Genomic DNA, 19,165 nt, shown 5'->3' on the forward strand with positions numbered 1-19,165 from the left:
CGCACGCTCGCTCGGGCTACTTGGCGGCGGCCTTCTTGGCGTTGTTCACCGCGTCCGTCCAGCCCTGGGCAGGGTTACGCTGGCCCAGCTCCACGGTCCGTACGGCGTTCTCCACCTCGGTGCGGACGGCCTGGTTCTTCGGGCCCATGTAGACCGGCTTGAGGCTCTTCGCGCCGCTGCCGAAGATCGAGCCGACGGGCGCCCCGGAGAAGTACGCGTTGGTCGCGCCGGTGATCGCCGGGTCGTCGAGGGCCTGCGGCGAGGAGGGCAGCGGACCCTTGGCCTTGAACGCGCCGATCTGGCCCTTGGCGCTGGTCAGGAACTTCGCCAGCTCGATCGCCTCGGCCTGGTGCTTGCTCTGCTTCGGCACGGCGAGGTGCGACCCGCCCCAGTTGCCGCCGTTGCCGGGCACCCGGGCGATGTCCCACTTTCCCGTGGCGGCCGGGCCGGAGTTCTGCTCGATGACACCGGTCATCCAGGCGGGGCAGGCGATGGTGGCGAACTTCGACTGCTTGAAGGCGGAGACCCACTCCTCGGACCAGGAGCCGTACTTGCCGGAGAGGCCCGAGTCGATGATGTCCATGGTGGTGTCCCAGGCCTGCCGCACGGCCGGGTTGCTGTCGACGACCAGCTTCTCGCTGGTGTCGTAGTAGCTGTAGCCGGAGGTGTTGCCGGCGGTCTGGAGCAGGATCGTGTTGAAGGTGTTGGTGGCCGCGTCGAGGAAGGACGCCCCGGTTTTGGCCGCGGTGAACTTCTCGCCGGTCGCGATGTAGTCCTGCCAGGTGGGCCAGAGCTTCGACACCTCGTCCCGCTCGGTGGGCAGGCCGGCCTTTTCGAAGAGGTCCTTGCGGTAGCACATGGCGATGCCGCCGACGTCGGTGCCGAGCCCGATGAGCTGCTTGCCGTCGGCGGTCAGGCCGGCGTTCCACTTCCATTCGAGGAAGTTGCCCTTGAGGTCGGCGGCGCCGTGGTCCAGCAGGTTGACGAAGTTGCCGGGGTTGGCCTTGTACTCGACCAGCAGGCCCTCCTCGATGGCCACGACGTCGCCGGCGCCACGGCCGGCGGCGAGCCACTGGGTCAGCTTCGGCGAGTACTCGTCGAGGTTGCCGCCGGTGCCCCGTTCGACGATCTTCACGTCGGGGTGCGCGGCCATGTACTCCTGGTAGAGCTGGTCGTAGCCGAACTGGCCGAAGACATCGACGGTCAGCGTTATCGGCCCGTCCGCCTCGGCGTCGTCACCGCCGCCGCAGCCAGCGGTGACGAGCAGGGCGGTCGTGGCGGCGAGGGCCACCGCGGCGAGGCGGCGGCGCGGAAAGACAGCCATCGGATATGGACCTCTCTCAAGGTGGTCAGGTGGTGGCAGAAGGCCAAGAGAGCGCTCTCACGTCAGGGTGGTGGGTTCCCCGGGCAGTGTCAAGAGAGCGCTCTCACGAATCTGTCCATCGATACGCGACGAGGGCGCCACCCCTGCCGGAGTGACGCCCTCGTCGCGGGTCTGGCCCTGGAATCAGCCGGTACGCAGGCCGTCGAGCAGCGTGCGGTCACCCGTGACGTCGAGGGTCTCGAAGCTCACCCGCCCCCAGAGTGCCAGCAGCAGATCGCTCGCGGTGCCGCTGACCTGCGCGCGGGCGTGGTGATCGTCGTGGTCGAAGATGGTCGCCGTGTCGAGCAGCGCCACCCCCTCGCCGCGCAGCCGCAGATACCACTGCTGTTCCGCGTCCGTCGCCGCGAGCTGCACCACCCCGTGCCAGTCGCCCTTGACCTGCCGCCTGCCAGCCGGCAACCAGGTGTCCAGCACCTCGCTCACCCCGTCGGCGGCGAGCTTGGCCTCGACCGGCTCACCGGCGGCGATGGCGAGCTGGGCGTCCCAGCGGTGCACCGCCGTCTCGTGCGCCATCCGGCGCGGCCAGAAGCCGGCCTTCTTCGGCTGCGGTGCCCAGTTCCACGCCGGCGCTTCCGGGTCGAGGCCGTCGAAGAGGGTCATCAGCTGGTCGTACCCCTGCTGCCAGAGCTGGAGCGCGCTCAGGCCCGAGGGTGCCACGGACGCGTCCCGGCGGGCCGGCACCTCCGTCTGCCCCGATCCGGCGAACGAATAAACCCAGTGGTAGATGCCCGCGAGGTGCAGGGTGAGATCATTGACTGTCCAGCCCGGACAGGACAGCACGGGTGTCTCCGGCGGCGCCTCGGCAACCGCCGCGGCGAACGCCGGGCCCTCGGCCCGCAGCGCCCCAATCCAGAAGTCCTTGCTGCCCTGCAGTCTGCTCATCGCCATCCTCCCGGGGGTGCCGGGCCACCAGTAGGTGCCACGGCTGCCCATCAGCCTAAGGTGAAAGACGTGTCAGACGCCTACGCCCAGCCGACAACCGAAGCCGATCGTGCCATCCCGGGTCCCCTGGCCGGCTACACCACGCTACGGATGGGCGGGCCGGCCAGGCGGATCGTGGCCGCGACCAGCGCCGACGAGATCATCCGGGCGGTCCAGGTCACGGACGAGCCGATCCTGATCCTGGCCGGCGGCAGCAACGTGGTGATCGGCGACGCCGGCTTCCCCGGCACGGTCGTGCTGGTGCGCTCCCGTGGCCTGCGGGTCCTCACCGAGGACGCCGAATCGGTCACCGTACGCGTCGAGGCCGGCGAACCGTGGGACGACCTGGTCGCCGCGACGATCGGCAACGGCTGGGCCGGCCTGGAGTGCCTCTCCGGCATCCCCGGCTCGACCGGCGCCACCCCGATCCAGAACGTCGGCGCGTACGGCCAGGAGGTCGCCGAGACGATCACCGGCGTCGAGGTGTACGACCGGCTCGACGGCACCCGTCGGATCATCCCCGCGGCAGAATGCGGCTTCGCGTACCGGGGCAGCATCTTCAAGTACCAGGACCGCTGGGTGGTGCTCTCGGTCGACTTCCGGCTCACCCGCTCGCCCCTGTCCGGCCCGGTGCGCTACGCCGAGCTGGCCCGGGCGCTCGGGGTCGAGGTGGGCGAGCGGGTGCCGCTGGCCGACGCGCGGGCGACGGTGCTGCGGCTGCGCGCCGGCAAGGGCATGGTGCTCGACGCCGCCGATCCGGACACCCGCTCGGTCGGCTCCTTCTTCACCAACCCGGTGCTCGACCGGGCGACGTACGAGCTGCTCCGGGAGCGTGCCGCCGACCTGGGCGAGCCCCCGTCCTGGCCGGGGGCGGACGGCCTGGTCAAGGTGAGCGCGGCCTGGCTGATCGACAAGGCCGGCTTCACCAAGGGCCACCCCGGCCCGGACGGCGTGGCCATCTCCAGCAAGCACACCCTCGCCCTCACCAACCGCAGCGGCACGGCCAGCACCAGCGACCTGCTCACCCTCGCCGGCACCATCCGTGACACCGTGCACGCCCGCCTCGGCGTGACCCTGCACCCCGAACCAGTCCTGATCAACTGCGCCCTCTGACCCCACCCCGCTCAGGGGAGGTGCCAGGAGAGGGTCAGCTCGCCGTGCCGCCAGCGGTGCGGGCCGTCACGTACGGGCCAGCCGTCGTCCCGCAGCCTGCCCACGGCCCGCAGCCAGCGCTGCCGTGGACCGAAGGTGGCGTAGGGGGCTGCGGCCTGCCAGGCGTCGTCCAGGGCCCGGATCAGGTCGTGCACCGGCTCACCCGGGACGTTGCGGTGGATCAGCGCCTTGGGCAGCCGCTCGGCCAACTCGGCGGGACTGCCCAGCGTGGTGAGCTTCGCGGCCAGGGTCAGCGTCTGCGGGCCGTCCGCGTCGACCAGCAGCCAGCTCGCCAGCCGGCCCAGCTCGTCGCAGGTGCCCTCGACGAGAGCCCCACCCGGAGCGAGCGCGGCGGTCATCGTGCGCCAGGCGTCGGGCACCTCGCGCTCGTCGTACTGGCGCAGGACGTTGAACGCGCGGACCAGCACCGGCCGGAGCCCGGCCAACTCGAAGCCACCCCGGGCGAAGATCAGGCCGGGCGGGTCGGCGGCCGGCGTCGCGGCGGCCACCCGCGCCGGGTCGATCTCCAGCCCGACCAGGCGTACGTCCCGACGAACCCCCGCGGCCAGCCGGGCCCGCAACTCCACGGCCGTCACCGGGGTGGCGCCGTACCCGAGGTCCACCACCAGCGGATCGGCCGCCGCCCGCAGCCGGTCGGCGCAGGTCGCGACGATCCAGTTGTCCACCCGGCGCAGCCGGTTCGGGTTGGTGGTGCCCCGCGTGACCACGCCGAGCGGTCGGCGTCGTGGAGCCCCGCTCATCGGTCCTGTCCCCGGCTCAGGAGACCCGGTGCACCTTGTGCTGCGCCGCCTGCGCCCGTGGCCGGACCACCAGCCGGTCGATGTTGACGTGCTCGGGGCGGGTGGCGCACCAGGCGATGCAGTCGGCGACGTCCTCGGCGACCAGCGGCCCCGGCACCCCGGCGTAGACGGCGGCCGCCCGTTCGGCGTCGCCCTCGAAGCGGACCAGCCCGAACTCGTCGGTCTTCACCATTCCGGGGTCGATCTCGATGACCCGCAGCGGCCGGCCGCACAGCTCCAGGCGGAGCGTGCCGGCGATGGCGGTCTGCGCGTGCTTCGCCGCGGTGTAGCCGCCGCCGCCCTCGTACACGGTCAGGCCGGCGGTGGAGGAGACCACCACGATGGTGCCGGAACCGGACGCCTCCAGCGCCGGCAGCAGCGCCTGGGTGACCCGCAGGGTGCCGAGCACGTTCACGTCGTACATCCACTGCCAGTCGGCGACCGAGCCGGACTCCACCGGGTCCAGGCCGCGCGCTCCGCCGGCGTTGTTCACCAGGAGGGTGACCGGCCCGGGCGCCTGGGCGGCGGCCTCGGCCAACCCGGCCACCGACTCGTCCGAGGTGACGTCGCAGGTCACCGCGGTGGCCTGCCCGCCGGCGGCGGTGATCTCGGCGACCAGGTCGGCGAGCCGTTCGGCGCGGCGGGCGGCGGCGAGCACGTGGAAACCCTCGGCGGCCAGCCGGCGGGCGGTGGCCGCTCCGATCCCGCTGGAAGCTCCGGTGACGATGGCGACAGAGGTCATCCGGTCATTGTCGCCCCGGTCCTCCGAAGCCCCGCGATCGGGCGCGGGGCTTCGCCGCGCGGGCCGACGGTCGATGAGGTCCGTCACCCCGGCCGGCCGCGCCGACGCATTTCCGTAGCCCGATGGGGAAGATGACATCCGGCGTACAGGTTGACCGAGAAGCGCCGGTCGTGCGAGACGGCATTAACCGTGATTGAAGGAGCGGACGTGGCGGAACTGCACACCGGTGTCGGTCGTCAGCGAGGTGCCCGACCGTGGCCCCGGCCCCGCCGCATCGCCACCCTGTCGGTGCACACCTCCCCGCTGCACCAGCCGGGCACCGGCGACGCCGGCGGGATGAACGTCTACATCCTGGAGGTCGCCCGGCGGCTCGCCGAGGCCGACGTCGAGGTGGAGATCTTCACCCGGGCCACCTCGGGTGACCTCCCCCCGGTGGTCGAGATGGCCCCCGGCGTGCAGGTCCGGCACATCACCTCCGGGCCGCTGGAAGGGCTGACCAAGGAGGAGCTGCCCGGCCAGCTCTGCGCCTTCACCGCCGGGGTGCTGCGCGCCGAAGCGTCCCGCCCACCCGGGCACTACGACCTGATCCACTCCCACTACTGGCTCTCCGGCCAGGTCGGCTGGCTGGCCAAGGAGCGCTGGGGAGTGCCGCTGGTGCACACCGCGCACACCCTGGCGAAGGTCAAGAACGCCCAACTCGCCGCCGACGACCGGCCGGAACCGAAGGCTCGGGTGATCGGCGAGGAGCAGGTCGTCGCCGAGGCCGACCAGCTGGTCGCCAACACCCGGGTGGAGGCCCGCGACCTCGTCGAGCGGTACGACGCCGCCCCCGACCAGGTCTCCGTCGTGCAGCCGGGCGTCGACCTGGACCGGTTCCGGCCCGCGCCGGGCGACCGGTTCGTGGCCGCCCGCGCCGCCCGCCGCCGGCTGGGGCTGCCGGTCGACGGGTACGTGGTGGCCTTCGTCGGTCGGATCCAACCACTCAAGGCGCCGGACGTGCTCATCCGCGCGATCGCCGCCCTGCGTGAGCGTGATCCGGCCCTGGCCGACGAGGTGACCGTGGTGATCTGCGGCGGGCCCAGCGGCAGTGGGCTGGACCGGCCGACCGCCCTGATCGAGCTGGCCGCGACGCTCGGCGTCGCCGACCGGGTCCGTTTCCTGCCGCCGCGTACCGGCGACGACCTGCCGGCCCTGTACCAGGCCGCCGATCTGGTCGCGGTGCCGTCGCACAACGAATCCTTCGGGCTCGTCGCCCTGGAGGCGCAGGCCTGCGGTACGCCGGTGCTGGCCGCCGCCGTCGGTGGTCTGGTCACCGCCGTGCGAGACCAGGCCAGTGGGGTGCTCATCGACGGGCACGACCCGGTGGACTGGGCCCGCGCCCTGGGCCGCCTGCTGCCGGACCGTGCCCTGCGGGCCAGGCTGTCCCGCGGCGCCGCCCAGCACGCCCGACACTTCTCCTGGGACCGCACCGTCACGGGCCTGCTCGACGTCTACGGCGAGGCGATCGCCGCGCGCCGGGCCCGCCTCGCCGCCGACCTGGCCGGAGGCCCCGCCCTCTCCTGCTCCTGGTGACCGGGGACAGATCGGGCCGATGCTGACCCGGTGCGGATCGTGCGGGTGGTGACCGCACGCCGATCGTGCTGGTGAAGGCCGCGGGCTGGTCGTCATCCGGTGCGTGGGCCGGGGCGGTCGTAGAGTGGGTCCGGTGAGCCCGAAGAGCGATCTTGCGACCCTGATCGAGTCGGTGTGTGCCGAACGTGACCTGGCCTGGGAGTCGACGGGTCCCGGCTCGTACGCGATCACCCTGCCGGGCACCCACAAGCTCAAGACGATCTGCAACCTGATCGTCGGTGAGCACGCGCTGCGGATCGAGGCGTTCGTCATGCGCCAGCCCGACGAGCGGCGCGAGGAGCTGTGGGCCTGGCTGCTGCAGCGCAACGCCCGGATGTACGGGGTGTCCTTCTCGACCGACGCGGTAGGTGACGTGTACCTGACCGGGCGGGTCAACCCGGCCGGTGTGGACGCCGACGAGCTGGACCGGCTGCTCGGTTCGGTGCTGACCTACTCGGACGAGTCCTTCGACACCATGCTGGAGATCGGTTTCGGCAGCTCGATCCGCCGTGAGTACGAGTGGCGGGTCAAGCGCGGCGAGTCGACCGCGAACCTGGCCGCCTTCGCCCACCTCTTCGAGCCGTCCGGCCCCGGCCCCGCCTGACAACTGGGCCGAGGTGGTGGGACGCCTCCTTTGCTCTGCTTCAACCGACGCAACACTTACGGGCTCCGAGCGTTGCCTGGGTGTAAGCAGAGCAAAGGACGTGTGGGGTAGGGGTGCGCCCGGCTCAATCCCTACCGTCACAGCGGGCGGCGACGCACGGAGGGTTCGGACTGCCCTTGCTGGGTATGCCGCACCGCGCGGTGCGGCAGAGGGACCCCCGCGCGCCGAGGACGGAGTGTCGAGGAGCGGAGCGTCCCATGGCTCAGCGGAACAGCTCAGGTCGCGGCGGGACTGCGACCAGGACCAAACGGCAGGCCGGCAACCAGAGCCCGGCTACTCCCGGGATCTCCGAGTCGGAGATCTCCCGAATGCGGGTGGACGACATCCGCGGGCAGTTGCGCAAACGCGGGGTCTCTGGGATCTCCGCGTTGCGCAAGCCTGACCTGGTGAAACAGTTGGTGCGTTCGATGCGTTCGGAGGCCGGTGGGGCTGGACGGCGCAGCACCGGACCGGCTGGTCGGGCCGCCGGCACCAGGGCGTCGGCCGGTCGGGCCGCCGCGACGAAGAAGTCGGCGTCGAGGGCGGCACCGAGTCGCGCAAAGGCGACGCCCGCGAACAAGAGCGCTCCCGCGAAGCGGGCCGCCGCGAAGAAGACGACAGCGGCGAAGAAGACGACAGCGGCGAAGCGGACCACCGCCGCCAAGCGGACCACCGCCGCGAGCAGGTCGACCGCGGCGAAGCGGACGACCACCGCACGGACGTCGACGGCGGCCCGTAAGACGGCCGCGGCGAAGAAGACGACAGCGGCCAGGTCGACCGCCGCTCGCCGGACGTCGACGACCGCGCGTGCCGCGCCAGCGCGAAAGGCGCCCGCGAAGAAGGCGCCCGCGAAGAAGGCGCCGTCGCGACCGGCTGCCAAGCGGGCCACGGCGAAGGCCGCGCCGGCGAAGCGGGCGGCTCCCGCCAAGCGAGCCACGGCGAAGCGGGCGACGCCGGCCAAGCGGGCCACGGCGAGCCGGCCGGCGGCTGGTGGCACGACGGCCGGTGGGGTCCGGACCGGACGGGGCAGCGGACGGTCGGTTCGCAGCTCGCAGGTGATCTCGTCGACGGCGGACCGGCCGGAGCGGCCGGGACGGAGCCTGATCACCGCGAATCACGAGGTGATCCAGCGTTGGGCGCGGGAGCGTGGCGCGAAGCCGGCGACCATCGCGGGCACCGAGCGGGACGGTCGGGCCGGAGTGTTGACCTTCAACATCCCCGGATACCGGGAAAGCAGCCGGATTCGTGAGATCCCCTGGGATGAGTGGTTTCACACGTTTGATCTGCGCCGGCTCAACCTGATCTATCAGGAGCAGATGCGTGACGGCCGGCAGAGCAACTTCTTCCGGACCGAGTCACCCGATCGTGAGGACGGCTGAGGTGTTTACGGGAATGCCCGACGGGTACCCGGCTGTTGCCACAGACCGAGGCCCGAGCTGGGGATACTCGTCAGTTGTGACCGGCGAGACAGCCCATCTGGGTTGAATCCAGAATCCGGCCGAACTAGCTTTATTGCACCGCGCCACGCTTGGAAACGTTCGGGGGAGCGGCGGATCGATCAGATCCGCGCACCAGGCGAGGTGCGAGGGGACGGGTGGATTAACCGTTGGGGGACGGTGCCCACCTGTTTGGACCGGCGGCGCGAGCGGGCGATGCTTACGGGGGTGAGTGTTGCCCGCCGCCGCCGGCCCCACCGGCGAGCGCCCACCATGACCTTCGGGACATGGTGGGCGCTTTGCCGTCGTACGGTCAGCCCGTCTGGACGCGGTCCCCGCGCGGCGCCGGCTCCCGGTCGACGGCCCGGCGCAACGCGTCGACGTGCCGCTCACGGGGCGGCCCGGCCAGCAGGTGCCCGAGCGCGGCCAGCAGGCCCAGCCCGCCCACGATCAGCCAGTGCCGGTCACCGAGGTGTTGCAGGCTCACCCCGCCCAGAGTGGGTGCGACGAACGCCGCAGCCGGGAACGTCAGGTAGAAGACCGACTGGTACCGGGCGCGCAGTTGCGGCGGTGCCAGATCCGCGTTGATCTGCGCGTTGGGCGGCGCGGCGAGCATCGAGCCGACCGTCCAGACCACCGCCGCACCGAGGTAGACGCCCAGGTGGTCGGCGACGGCGAGCACGCCGAAGCCGACCGCCAGCAGGGCCGTGGAGATGGCCAGCACGACGTCCTTGCGGTGCCGGTCGATCAGCCGGGGCACGAACAGTTGCCCCAGCACGATCAGCGCGCCCCCGAGTGCCACCACCGTCCCGTACGCGGACGGTCCCAGACCGTCGGCGCGCATCGCCAGCGGCATGATCGTCGAGGTCTGCAGGGTGAGGACGGCCAGCACGAAGGTGAGCCCGACGAAGATCAGGAAGTTCCGGTCGGTGAGCGCGGTGTGCAGCCCCTGTCGACGGGAGCGGTCGGCCCCCGGCTGGCCGGCGGGCGGGAGGGGTGCGGTCGGGCCGGCCCGTCGCAGCGTCTCCGGCACCTTCCAGGCGATGACGGCGGCGGCGGTCAGCGTGGCGCCGGCGTCGACCAGGAACAGCGCGGTGAAGCTCGCCTCGGCCAGCACGCCGGCGAGCAGCGACGCGACGGCCATGCCCAGGTTGAACGCCCAGAACTGGAGGTTGAACGCGCGTGAGCGGCGCTGCGCGGGCACCACGTCGACGATCGCCGCCACGAAGGCGGGGCTGGGCATCGAGTGCACCACGCCGACCAGCGCGGAAAGCGCCGCGATCAGCAGCAGGGGGCGGCTGAAGGCCAGCGCCACCATCAGGACGGCGGTGGCCAGGTGGGCGGCGAGCAGGGTTGCCCGGCGACCCCACCGGTCGGCCATCACCCCGCCGAGCAGCGCGCCGGCCGCCCCGCCAGCCCCGTACGCCCCGACCACGGTGCCGGCCACCGATTCGCTGGCTCCCCGGGCGTCGGTGAGGTAGAGCGACAGGAAGAGCATGGCGAACGCGCCGGCGCGGTTGATCAGCAAACCCGCCCAGAGGTACCAGAAGGTGGCGGGTAGGCCGCCCGCGGTGTCGTGCCACCAGCGCCGCAGGGCGTGCATCCGACCTCCCGACAGTTCGGTTTCTTAACCGTTTCTCCTGGACGGTAGGAAGTCGGGCCGGGTTGCGCCAGTCGGGTTCCTGATCATGAGCCGTTCGTCTCAGCGGTCACACCGGGCTCAGGCTGCCGCCTCGGCGGGCTGCGACGCCGTAGCGCGGGTGCCGACCGGTGCGGACGCGTCGGCGGCGTGGCGCAGCGCGACGGCACGCCGCTCCCGGGCCGGACCGGACGCGAGGTGGGCCACCGCCGTCAGTACGCCGATCACGGCGCAGCCGAACCAGAGCGCCGCATTGCCGACGTGCTCCCGCACCAGGCCGCCGAGGATCGGCGCGCTCGCCCCGGCGATCTGCCAGGAGAGCCCGAAGACACCCTGGTAGCGACCGCGCAGCTCGGCCGGGGAGAGTTCGGCGATCAGCGTGGAGTTGGACGGCGAGTTCAGCATCTCGCCGACCGTCCAGATCAGCACCGTCAGCCCGTAGAACCAGGCGCTGCCGGCGAACGCGGTAAGCCCGAACCCGACGCCCATCACCACGGCGGCGAGGGCGAGCACCTGCGAGCGGTTCCGACCCCGGATCAGTCGGGGCACGAAGAGCTGGCCGACGACGATGAGCAGGCCGTTGAGCGCGATCACCGAACCGTAGGTGGCCGGGCTCAGGCCGGAGTCACCCATGGCGATCGGCAGCATCGAGATGTGCTGGAGGAAGACCATCGCGGCGAACAGGTTCAGAGCCACGAAGCCGAGGTAGATCCGGTCGCTGAGGATGGTGCGCAGGGCGCCGCGCGGGGCCGTGGTCGCCGCGACGGTGAATCCGCCGTGCCGGGTCTCCGGCACCCGGGCGAAGATGATCAACGCGGTGATCAGCATCGTGCCCGCGTCGACCACGAACAGCAGCAGGTAGTCGGCCTGCGCGGCGAGACCGGCGAGGATGGCGGCGCAGGCGAAGCCCAGGTTGATCGCCCAGTAGTTGAGCGAGAACGCGCGCAGCCGGTCCTTGGCCGGCACCACGTCGATCATCATGGCCCCGAACGCCGGCCGGGCCGCCTCGGCGAACATGCCGAGCAGCAGCGCACCCAGCGCCACCGCCCAGAGGTCACGGGCCAGGCCGAGGGCGAGCATCATGGCCGCCGCGCCGACATGCGCGGTGAGCAGCGTCGGCCGGCGGCCCCACCGATCGGCCAGGGTGCCGCCGGCGGTGGTGCCGACCGCGCCGCCGACACCCCAGAGGCCGAGCACCAGGCCGGCCTGGGAGGGGGAGAAGCCCCGTTCCTGGGTCAGGTAGATGGCGAGGAAGACGAGCACGAACGAGCCGAGTCGGTTGATCAGAGTGCCCGACCACAGGTACCAGAAGGTGGCCGGCAGCCCGCCGGTGGTGTCCCGGAACCAGCTCCGCATCGTCCGCACGTAGTGCCCCCGCTTGCAAGTAATGACCGATGTGACTACAGCGCCTTACAACCCTAGTAGCGATCGGATTCACAGGTCATCCGCTTTATCACGTGGTGGTCGTCACGACGGGTGCCCGCGTGTCCGGTGCGGGGTTGAGGCAGGATGATCCGCATGACTGCGAGCGAGGGGCCCACCGTCGGGACGCTGGTCCTGCTGCGGCACGGCGAGAGTGACTGGAACGCCAAGAACCTCTTCACCGGCTGGGTGGACGTCGACCTGACCGAGAAGGGCGAGGGCGAGGCGCGGCGCGGCGGCGAGCTGCTGCGCGAGCACAGCCTGCTGCCGGACGTCGTCCACACCAGCGTGATGCGCCGGGCGATCCGCACCGCCGAGTTGGCGCTGAACGCCGCCGACCGGCACTGGATCGCGGTGCGCCGGTCGTGGCGGCTCAACGAGCGGCACTACGGCGCCCTACAGGGCAAGGACAAGAAGCAGACCCTCGACGAGTACGGCGAGCAGCAGTTCATGCTCTGGCGCCGGTCGTACGACACCCCGCCGCCGCCGATTGCGGACGACGACGAGTGGTCGCAGGTGGGCGACCCGCGCTACGCGCTGCTGCCGACCGAGCTGATGCCGCGTACCGAGTGCCTCAAGGACGTCGTCGAGCGGATGCTGCCCTACTGGTACGACTCGATCGTGCCGGACATCCTGGCCGGCCGGACGGTGCTGGTGGCCGCGCACGGCAACTCGCTGCGTGCCCTGGTGAAGCACCTCGACCAGATCTCCGACGAGGCGATCGCCAAGCTGAACATCCCGACCGGCATTCCGCTGCGCTACGACCTCGACCCGCAGCTGCGCCCGCTCACCCTGGGCGGCACCTACCTCGACCCGACGGCGGCGAAGGCAGCCGCCGCCGCGGTCGCCAACCAGGGCCGCTGAGAGCAGAGAAAGGGGCCTCCGCGACGCGGGGGCCCCTTTCTGGCATGTGTCAGTTGCCGGTTGGCGTGCTCTCCCCGGTGATCAGGTAGATCACGTGCTCGCCGGCGTTGACCGCGTGGTCGGCGAAGCGCTCGTAGAAGCGGCCCAGCAGGGTGGCGTCGATGGCGGTCTCCACCCCGTACGGCCAGTCGTCGCCGAGCAGCACCGAGAACAGGCTCTTGTGCAGCTCGTCCATGGCGTCGTCGTCCCGGTCCAACTCGCCGGCCAGGTCGACGTCGGGCTTGGCCAGCACCGAACCGATCTTCGCCGCCATCCGGTCGGCGATGTCGGACATCTCAGTGAAGATCGTCCGCAGCTCGGCCGGTACGGCGGGCGAGGGGTGCCGGCGCAGCGCCGTCTTCGCCACGTGGTCGGCCAGGTCACCCATTCGCTCCAGGTCGGCGGCCACGTGCAGCGCGGTGATCATGGCACGCAGGTCGGAGGCGACCGGCGCCTGCCGGGCGAGCAGGTCACACACCCGCTCCTCGACATGCCGGTAGAGGTCGTCGATCTCGGCGTCCCGCTCGATGACCGTCTCGGCGGCCTGCCGGTCGGCGGTGAGCAGGGCCCGGGTGGCCTGGCGCATGGCAGCGCGGACGCCCTCCGCCATGTCCACCAGCAGTTGGCTGACGATCTGGAGGTCGGCCCGGAACTCGTCGCGCATCATCACGTCCTGTGGTCGGTCGCCGCCGACGGGTGCCGGCGCAGGGGTTGAGCAGGTGCGACGCCAACGGTAGGGCGCGTGGACGGATCCCGGATGAACCTCGGTGAACGACGCCAGACGTGGGGGTGAACACTTCCGGAAGTGCGGGTGGTTCGTCCCGTTCTGTGTGGTAGCCAGGTTAACAATGACCCTACGATCGCCGGGTGGAGTGGGCGGTGACGGTCGTGGTGGCCGTGGCGTTGGCGGCCGGACTGGTCGTCGGCCTTCTGCTGCCCCGGTTCCTGCCGGCGCGCGGCCGCTCCACGTCGACGGGCAGCGCGAGCTCCCGCTGGAGCAGGGGGAGGCCCGCGATAGCCGACGAGCAGCAGGCCGGGCTCGGCCGCCGGACGATCGATTCGCTCCGGGCCGGTGTCGTGGTACTGGACAACGACGACGTCCCCGTGCTGATCAATCCGGCCGCCCGCGCGATGGGTCTGCTGCGTACCGGCAGCACCCCGGGCTCGATCGCCGCGCACCCGTTGATCCGTACGCTCGCAGGCCAGGTGCGGCGCACCGGCGTGCGGCGCGAGATCGAGCTGGACCTGCCGCGGGGTCGCGACAGCGCGGGGGAGAACCCGCTGGGCGTGCACCTGCGGGCCATGGGTCTCGGGAACGGCTTCATCGCCGTGGAGGCGGTCGACGTGACCGAGTCGCACCGGCTGACCCGGGTCCGACGTGACTTCGTGGCGAACGTGAGCCACGAGCTCAAGACACCGATCGGCGCGCTCCAACTGCTCGCCGAGGCGCTGCTGGACGCCACCGAGCCGGCCGACGCCGCGGTGCCCGACCTCTCCGAGGACCTGGTCGCCGCCCGCCGGTTCGCCGAACGGATCCAGCACGAGTCGACCCGGCTGGGCCGGCTGGTGCAGGAGTTGCTGGAGCTGACCCGGCTCCAGGGCGCCGAGCCGCAGCCGCCACCGGAGCCCGTCGCGCTCGACTGGGTGATCGCCGAGGTGGTCGACCGCACCCGCACCACGGCCGCCGCCCGGGGGGTCGAGGTGACGGTCGACGGCGAGCGGGGTCTCACGGCGTACGGCAGCGACAGTCAGCTCGCCACGGCGGTGGCGAACCTGGTGGAGAACGCCATCAACTACTCGGGCGAGGACACCACGGTGCGGGTCACCCTGCGCGGTAACGGCGAACATGTCGAGGTCGCGGTCGCTGACCAGGGCATCGGCATCGCCCCGACGGACGTGGACCGGATCTTCGAGCGGTTCTACCGGGCCGACCAGGCCCGCTCGCGCTCCACCGGTGGCACCGGGCTCGGCCTGGCCATCGTGAAACACATCGCGAGCAACCATGGCGGTCGGGTGGAGGTGTCGAGCACTCTTGGGGGTGGATCGACGTTCACCCTACGGTTGCCCGCCAGCCCACCGGACGACCTGCTGGCGACACTGCCGCCGGTTGGGATCGAGGCCGGTCCGGCCGAGCTTCGGCAGGTCTGACAGCAATGGAAAGGAAATCCCCGTTGAGCCGCGTTCTGGTGGTCGAGGACGAGGAGTCGTTCTCCGACGCCCTGTCGTACATGCTCCGTAAGGAGGGCTTCGAGGTCTCGGTCGCCGCGACCGGCACCGACGCCCTCACCGAGTTCGACCGAACCGGCGCCGACATCGTGCTGCTCGACCTGATGTTGCCCGAGATGTCGGGGACCGAGGTGTGCCGGCAGCTCCGGCAGCGCTCGGCCGTGCCGATCATCATGGTCACCGCGCGGGACAGCGAGATCGACAAGGTGGTCGGCCTGGAGATCGGCGCCGACGACTACGTCACCAAGCCGTACTCTCCCCGGGAACTGGTCGCGCGGATCCGCGCGGTGCTGCGCCGGCAGAGCCCGGAGGTGGCCGAGGCGGGCGCCCCGACGCTGGCCGCCGGCCCGGTCCGGATGGACATCGAGCGGCACGTGGTGACCGTCGAGGGTGGGGCCGTGCAGCTGCCGCTCAAGGAGTTCGAGCTGCTGGAGCTGCTGCTGCGCAACGCGGGCCGGGTGCTGACCCGCGGTCAGCTCATCGACCGGGTCTGGGGCGCCGACTACGTCGGCGACACCAAGACGCTGGACGTGCACGTCAAGCGGCTGCGCTCCAAGATCGAGCCGGAGCCGTCGGCGCCGCGCTTCATCGTCACGGTGCGGGGCCTGGGGTACAAGTTCGAGCCGTGATCGGCCGACCCGAAGGGGGCCCACGCTCGGCGTGGGCCCCCTTCGGGCTGTCCGGGTCCGCTCAGCGGACGACCTTGATGTTGAAGGTGGCGGTGTCGAGCCGGCCGTAGAGCCGCAACCAGAGCGGCATCAGCATCTCGGTGCCCCGGGCGGTGGAGAGGTCACCGAGGTCGATCACGTCGGTGTGCCCGAAGCTGACGAGCAGCCCGGTGACGATCCGCTTGGCCTCCGCGTCGTCGCCGGAGACGAACACGGTGTGCGCGCCGTCGGCGAGCTGGCGCGGGCGCACCATCAGCTCGGCGGTCAGCGTGTTGAGAGACTTGACCACCCTGGCCTGCGGGAACTCCCGCTGGATCTGCTCGGCGAGGGAGTCGGTGTCCGGCACCGTCAGGGTGGGTGGGAAGCCTGCGCTGAAGTCGAGCGGGTTGGCGATGTCGAGCAGGACCTTGCCGGCCAGATTCGCCGCGCCCGCCGCCGTGAGCGCCGGCAGGGACCCGGTGCCACTGGTGGCGTTGACCACCAGTTCGGCGTCGGCTGCTGCCACGGCCAGGGTCTCCAGGCCGACCCCGGGGTGCTCGGCGGCCCAGGCGGCGAACGCCCCGGCCCGGGTCGCCGCGACGTCCCGGGTGCCGATGACGACCTGGTGGCCCAGCTCCGCCGCGCGAGCGCCGATGGTCCTGCCGACCGAGCCGGTGCCGAGAACTGCGATGTGCATGTCGATCGATCCTCCACTCGGGGCGCGGTGGCGTCGCGCCGATTCCCGGTAGGCTAACAGACAGGTCTGTCTATCGCTGCCCACGGGAAGGCGGCAGGGCACGTGTCCCTCGTAGCGTGTCGAGCTGCCCCAGAAATGGGGCGGCGGCCGGGGCGGGCAAGGTGCGGTGCCACTGGCTCAGCCTGCGGTGCCAGTGGCTCAGCCCGAGCGACTCAGCCCGAGCGACTCAGCCCGAGCGACTCAGCCTCAGCGACTCAGCCTCAGCGGCTCAGCCCCAGCGACTCAGCCCCATATCTGGGGCAGCTCGACAGGAGTAGGAGACACCATCAGCGCTCGCGACGGGGACGACGCGCGGCAGCAGACGGAGCTGTCTGTAGAATCGGCCCGCCACCAGCACGTCGAGGGAGTGCCGATGCCTGCCCACCGCACGCCGGCCGGCTCGGCCCGGGACCGGATCCTGGAGACCGCGTTCCGGCTCTTCTACGCCCACGGCCCGCGCGGCGTCGGGGTGGACACGGTCATCGCCGAGTCGGGCGTGGCCAAGGCGACGCTCTACAAGCACTTCCCGCGTAAGGACGACCTGGTGCTGGCGTACCTCGACCGGGTCGACCAGGCGTGGTTCGGTGCGCTGCGCGCCGCCGCCCGGGACGCCGGCGACGAGCCGCGCGACCAGTTGGTCGGGATGTTCGACGCGCTCGCCGGCGCCTGCCGGCGGGACGGCTACCACGGTTGCGCGTTCATCAACACGGCCGCCGAGTCACCGGCCGGCGGCCCGGTGCACGCCCGGACGGTCGAGCACAAGACCGTGGTCCGGGCCTGGGTGACGGAGCTGGCCCGGCAGGCCGGCGCGGCCGACCCGGAGTTGCTCGCCCGGCAGCTCACCCTGCTGCTCGACGGCGGGCTCGCCAGCGGCGTGCTGGACGGCGATCCGGTGATCGCCGACGCGGCCCGGCGCAGCGCCCGCACGCTCGTCGATGCGGCGTTGCGCTGACGAGGCGCTCCGCTCAGAACAGCTTGCGCAGCGCCGCCGCGATGTCGGCCACCTCGGTCAGACGGCTCTCCGCCACGCTGATCGGTTAGAGATTGTCGGCGGGGTGCGGGGCGACCAGGCCCTGCTGCACCCGGGCCGCGCACAGCTCGGCCAGCCGCTCGTACGCGGCGGCGCCGATCAGCGCGGTCAGCTCGGGCCCGTACGACAGGTACATCGGCTCGGCGCCCACGTGGGCGTCCGTCGAGGACGTGCACCACCAGTCCAGATCGTGCCCGCCGGCGCCCCAGCCGCGCCGGTCGAACTCGGACAGCGTGGAGACGAGCACCTTGGAGTTGTCGGGTCGCTTGACCCAGTCCTGGTCCCGCCGGATCGGCAGTTGCCAGCAGACGTCCGGCTTGTATTCCAGCGGGTGCACCCCGTCGCGCAGCGCCTGGGCGTGCAGCGCGCAACCGCCGCCGCCGGTGAAGTCGGCGTCGTTGAGGAAGACGCACGGCTCGTCGGGCCCTCGGGTGGCGGTGCGGCGGGCCGGGTTCTTGCCGTCGATCGTGTCCTCGTCGGTCCAGTTCTTGAAACCGCGCCGGAAGTGCTGCCAGGTCGACGGGGTGAGCCGTTTGACGGCGCTGCGGACACGCTTCTCGTCGTCCGAGTCGGTGAAGAACGCCCCGTGCGAGCAGCAGCCGTCGGCGGACCGGCCGGCGATGATGCCGTGGCAACCCCGACCGAAGATGCAGGTCCAGCGGGAGAGCAGCCAGGTCAGGTCGGCCCGGATCAGGTGGGTCTCGTCCGCCGGGTCGGCGAACTCGATCCACTCCCGGGGAAAGTCCAGCGGCACCTCGCGGCTGCGCGGGTCGCCCGGATCGTCCACCAGCACGCGGAGCTCCATCGTCACTCGGACCAGCGTACGCGCGGTGACGTCCCAGGGCCGACGAGCCGCACGAACGTGTTGCACCTAGTGTCTTCACCATGCGACTGGGTGTCCTCGACGTCGGATCCAACACGGTGCACCTGCTGGTGGTCGACGCGCATCATGGCGCGCACCCCTGGCCCGCGCACTCGGAGAAGGTCGTCCTGCGTCTCGCTGAGCAGATTGGCCCGGACGGCGCGTTGACCGAGGCCGGCTCGGACAGCCTGGTCAAGGCGGTCGGCATGGCCAAGGCGGCGGCCGCCGGGCTGGAGGCAGACGACCTGATCGCGTTCGCCACGTCCGCCGTTCGTGACGCCACCAACGCGGCCGACGTGCTCGCCCGGGTCCGCGACGAGACCGGCGTACGCCTGGAGGTGCTCTCCGGCGCGGACGAGGCGCGGATGACCTTCCTGGCGGTGCGGCGCTGGTTCGGCTGGTCGGCGGGGCGCCTGCTGGTGCTCGACATCGGTGGCGGCTCCCTGGAGATCGCCGCGGGGATCGACGAGGACCCGGACGTCGCGATCTCGCTGCCGCTCGGCGCCGGCCGCCTGACCCGGGAGCGGCTGCGGGTCGACCCGGACAGCGCGACGCCGCCGTCCGCCGAGGCCGTCGACAAGCTGCGGGAGTACGTGGACGGCCGGCTGGACAAGGTGGTCGACCAGTTGACCGAGGTGGGCTGGGGTCGGGCGGTGGCCACCTCGAAGACGTTCCGCACCCTGGCGCGACTGGCCGGCGCGGCGCCGTCCGGGGCTGGGCTCTGGGCGCGGCGCAGCCTGACCCGTGAAGGTCTGCGGCAGGTCATCGGCTTCATCCGGCACATTCCGCCCACCCAGTTGGTGGAGCTGGAGGGGGTCAGCGCGGGCCGGGCCCACCAGCTGCTGGCCGGCGCGGTGGTTGCCGAGGCGGTGATGCGCAGGCTCGACCTGGACACGCTGGACATCTGCCCGTGGGCCCTGCGGGAGGGGGTCATCCTCCGCCGACTCGATCAACTCGAGCCGATCTGACCGGGGTGCCGGGTTACGAGTGGTTTGCCAGTGCTCGTCCTGA

The 19,165-nt window shown here is 71.7% G+C and carries 18 protein-coding genes; 9 read left to right on the forward strand and 9 right to left on the reverse strand.

The window, feature by feature from the left end; genetic code table 11:
* Nucleotides 1-16: 16 nt before the first annotated feature.
* On the reverse strand, nucleotides 17-1,324 hold the full coding sequence (locus ACGGAQ_RS18535; RefSeq protein ID WP_393050718.1) for an ABC transporter substrate-binding protein: 1,308 nt from the start codon (nucleotides 1,322-1,324) through the stop codon (nucleotides 17-19).
* A 183-nt stretch (nucleotides 1,325-1,507) separates the two neighbouring features.
* Nucleotides 1,508-2,266 carry a maleylpyruvate isomerase family mycothiol-dependent enzyme gene (locus ACGGAQ_RS18540; RefSeq protein ID WP_393050720.1) on the reverse strand — a complete coding sequence of 253 codons (759 nt, stop codon included), beginning with the start codon at nucleotides 2,264-2,266 and terminating at the stop codon, nucleotides 1,508-1,510.
* A 69-nt stretch (nucleotides 2,267-2,335) separates the two neighbouring features.
* Between ACGGAQ_RS18540 and ACGGAQ_RS18545 the strand changes: the two genes are divergently transcribed.
* Nucleotides 2,336-3,418 (forward strand): UDP-N-acetylmuramate dehydrogenase, encoded by a 1,083-nt coding sequence (locus tag ACGGAQ_RS18545; protein ID WP_393050722.1) that lies wholly within the window; start codon nucleotides 2,336-2,338, stop codon nucleotides 3,416-3,418.
* Between the two features lie 11 nt (nucleotides 3,419-3,429).
* Here ACGGAQ_RS18545 and ACGGAQ_RS18550 read toward each other — a convergent pair whose 3' ends face one another.
* On the reverse strand, nucleotides 3,430-4,218 hold the full coding sequence (locus ACGGAQ_RS18550) for a class I SAM-dependent methyltransferase (protein WP_393050725.1): 789 nt from the start codon (nucleotides 4,216-4,218) through the stop codon (nucleotides 3,430-3,432).
* A 16-nt stretch (nucleotides 4,219-4,234) separates the two neighbouring features.
* Nucleotides 4,235-4,999 (reverse strand): SDR family oxidoreductase, encoded by a 765-nt coding sequence (locus ACGGAQ_RS18555; protein ID WP_393050728.1) that lies wholly within the window; start codon nucleotides 4,997-4,999, stop codon nucleotides 4,235-4,237.
* 207 nt (nucleotides 5,000-5,206) lie between these two features.
* Here ACGGAQ_RS18555 and mshA point away from each other — a divergent pair, with 207 nt between their 5' ends.
* The 3 genes from mshA to ACGGAQ_RS18570 all read left to right on the forward strand — a co-directional run bounded on the left by mshA (nucleotide 5,207) and on the right by ACGGAQ_RS18570 (nucleotide 8,632).
* The gene (mshA, locus tag ACGGAQ_RS18560; RefSeq protein ID WP_393050731.1) at nucleotides 5,207-6,571 is read left to right on the forward strand and encodes a D-inositol-3-phosphate glycosyltransferase; all 1,365 of its coding nucleotides are present in this window, start codon (nucleotides 5,207-5,209) and stop codon (nucleotides 6,569-6,571) included.
* A gap of 133 nt (nucleotides 6,572-6,704) precedes the next feature.
* A complete protein-coding gene (locus ACGGAQ_RS18565; RefSeq protein ID WP_354854549.1) occupies nucleotides 6,705-7,214 on the forward strand; it encodes a YbjN domain-containing protein in 510 nt (169 codons plus the stop codon).
* A gap of 467 nt (nucleotides 7,215-7,681) precedes the next feature.
* Nucleotides 7,682-8,632: a hypothetical protein gene (locus ACGGAQ_RS18570; RefSeq protein WP_393050735.1), complete on the forward strand. Its 951-nt coding sequence runs from the start codon at nucleotides 7,682-7,684 to the stop codon at nucleotides 8,630-8,632.
* 370 nt (nucleotides 8,633-9,002) lie between these two features.
* On the opposite strand, the gene ACGGAQ_RS18575 is transcribed toward ACGGAQ_RS18570, so the two are convergent.
* Nucleotides 9,003-10,292 (reverse strand): MFS transporter, encoded by a 1,290-nt coding sequence (locus ACGGAQ_RS18575; protein ID WP_393050738.1) that lies wholly within the window; start codon nucleotides 10,290-10,292, stop codon nucleotides 9,003-9,005.
* A 117-nt stretch (nucleotides 10,293-10,409) separates the two neighbouring features.
* Nucleotides 10,410-11,693, reverse strand: a complete 1,284-nt coding sequence (locus tag ACGGAQ_RS18580; protein WP_393050741.1) for an MDR family MFS transporter — start codon at nucleotides 11,691-11,693, stop codon at nucleotides 10,410-10,412.
* Between the two features lie 153 nt (nucleotides 11,694-11,846).
* Between ACGGAQ_RS18580 and ACGGAQ_RS18585 the strand changes: the two genes are divergently transcribed.
* Nucleotides 11,847-12,614 (forward strand): phosphoglyceromutase, encoded by a 768-nt coding sequence (locus ACGGAQ_RS18585; protein WP_393050744.1) that lies wholly within the window; start codon nucleotides 11,847-11,849, stop codon nucleotides 12,612-12,614.
* 49 nt (nucleotides 12,615-12,663) lie between these two features.
* Here the strand turns inward: ACGGAQ_RS18585 and phoU are convergent, their stop codons facing one another.
* Nucleotides 12,664-13,317, reverse strand: coding sequence for a phosphate signaling complex protein PhoU (gene phoU, locus ACGGAQ_RS18590; RefSeq protein ID WP_393050747.1), 654 nt, complete (start codon nucleotides 13,315-13,317; stop codon nucleotides 12,664-12,666).
* A gap of 224 nt (nucleotides 13,318-13,541) precedes the next feature.
* Here phoU and ACGGAQ_RS18595 point away from each other — a divergent pair, with 224 nt between their 5' ends.
* Nucleotides 13,542-14,801: a sensor histidine kinase gene (locus tag ACGGAQ_RS18595; protein ID WP_393051116.1), complete on the forward strand. Its 1,260-nt coding sequence runs from the start codon at nucleotides 13,542-13,544 to the stop codon at nucleotides 14,799-14,801.
* Between the two features lie 23 nt (nucleotides 14,802-14,824).
* Entirely contained in the window at nucleotides 14,825-15,508 is a 684-nt protein-coding gene (locus tag ACGGAQ_RS18600) for a response regulator transcription factor (protein WP_039906992.1), read from the forward strand.
* Between the two features lie 61 nt (nucleotides 15,509-15,569).
* Here the strand turns inward: ACGGAQ_RS18600 and ACGGAQ_RS18605 are convergent, their stop codons facing one another.
* The gene (locus ACGGAQ_RS18605) at nucleotides 15,570-16,223 is read right to left on the reverse strand and encodes an NADPH-dependent F420 reductase (protein ID WP_393050751.1); all 654 of its coding nucleotides are present in this window, start codon (nucleotides 16,221-16,223) and stop codon (nucleotides 15,570-15,572) included.
* A gap of 412 nt (nucleotides 16,224-16,635) precedes the next feature.
* On the opposite strand from ACGGAQ_RS18605, the gene ACGGAQ_RS18610 reads away from it, so the two are divergent.
* The gene (locus tag ACGGAQ_RS18610; RefSeq protein WP_354854535.1) at nucleotides 16,636-17,214 is read left to right on the forward strand and encodes a TetR/AcrR family transcriptional regulator; all 579 of its coding nucleotides are present in this window, start codon (nucleotides 16,636-16,638) and stop codon (nucleotides 17,212-17,214) included.
* An 85-nt stretch (nucleotides 17,215-17,299) separates the two neighbouring features.
* Here ACGGAQ_RS18610 and ACGGAQ_RS18615 read toward each other — a convergent pair whose 3' ends face one another.
* A complete protein-coding gene (locus tag ACGGAQ_RS18615; RefSeq protein WP_393051119.1) occupies nucleotides 17,300-18,097 on the reverse strand; it encodes a hypothetical protein in 798 nt (265 codons plus the stop codon).
* 80 nt (nucleotides 18,098-18,177) lie between these two features.
* Here ACGGAQ_RS18615 and ACGGAQ_RS18620 point away from each other — a divergent pair, with 80 nt between their 5' ends.
* Nucleotides 18,178-19,122, forward strand: a complete 945-nt coding sequence (locus ACGGAQ_RS18620; protein WP_393050754.1) for a Ppx/GppA phosphatase family protein — start codon at nucleotides 18,178-18,180, stop codon at nucleotides 19,120-19,122.
* The last annotated feature ends 43 nt before the right edge of the window (nucleotides 19,123-19,165 follow it).

The organism is Micromonospora sp. NPDC047557 (assembly GCF_043205095.1).
GTDB lineage: Bacteria > Actinomycetota > Actinomycetes > Mycobacteriales > Micromonosporaceae > Micromonospora.

Coding starts and splice junctions, on each gene's coding strand:
- ACGGAQ_RS18610 (WP_354854535.1), top strand. CDS start 16,636: ATGCCTGCCCACCGCACGCCGGCCGGCTCGGCCCGGGACCGGATCCTG.
- ACGGAQ_RS18605 (WP_393050751.1), bottom strand. CDS start 16,223: ATGCACATCGCAGTTCTCGGCACCGGCTCGGTCGGCAGGACCATCGGC.
- ACGGAQ_RS18570 (WP_393050735.1), top strand. CDS start 7,682: ATGCGTTCGGAGGCCGGTGGGGCTGGACGGCGCAGCACCGGACCGGCT.
- ACGGAQ_RS18550 (WP_393050725.1), bottom strand. CDS start 4,218: ATGAGCGGGGCTCCACGACGCCGACCGCTCGGCGTGGTCACGCGGGGC.
- ACGGAQ_RS18620 (WP_393050754.1), top strand. CDS start 18,178: ATGCGACTGGGTGTCCTCGACGTCGGATCCAACACGGTGCACCTGCTG.
- ACGGAQ_RS18585 (WP_393050744.1), top strand. CDS start 11,847: ATGACTGCGAGCGAGGGGCCCACCGTCGGGACGCTGGTCCTGCTGCGG.
- ACGGAQ_RS18575 (WP_393050738.1), bottom strand. CDS start 10,292: ATGCACGCCCTGCGGCGCTGGTGGCACGACACCGCGGGCGGCCTACCC.
- ACGGAQ_RS18555 (WP_393050728.1), bottom strand. CDS start 4,999: ATGACCTCTGTCGCCATCGTCACCGGAGCTTCCAGCGGGATCGGAGCG.
- ACGGAQ_RS18615 (WP_393051119.1), bottom strand. CDS start 18,097: ATGGAGCTCCGCGTGCTGGTGGACGATCCGGGCGACCCGCGCAGCCGC.
- ACGGAQ_RS18535 (WP_393050718.1), bottom strand. CDS start 1,324: ATGGCTGTCTTTCCGCGCCGCCGCCTCGCCGCGGTGGCCCTCGCCGCC.
- phoU (WP_393050747.1), bottom strand. CDS start 13,317: ATGCGCGACGAGTTCCGGGCCGACCTCCAGATCGTCAGCCAACTGCTG.
- ACGGAQ_RS18540 (WP_393050720.1), bottom strand. CDS start 2,266: ATGAGCAGACTGCAGGGCAGCAAGGACTTCTGGATTGGGGCGCTGCGG.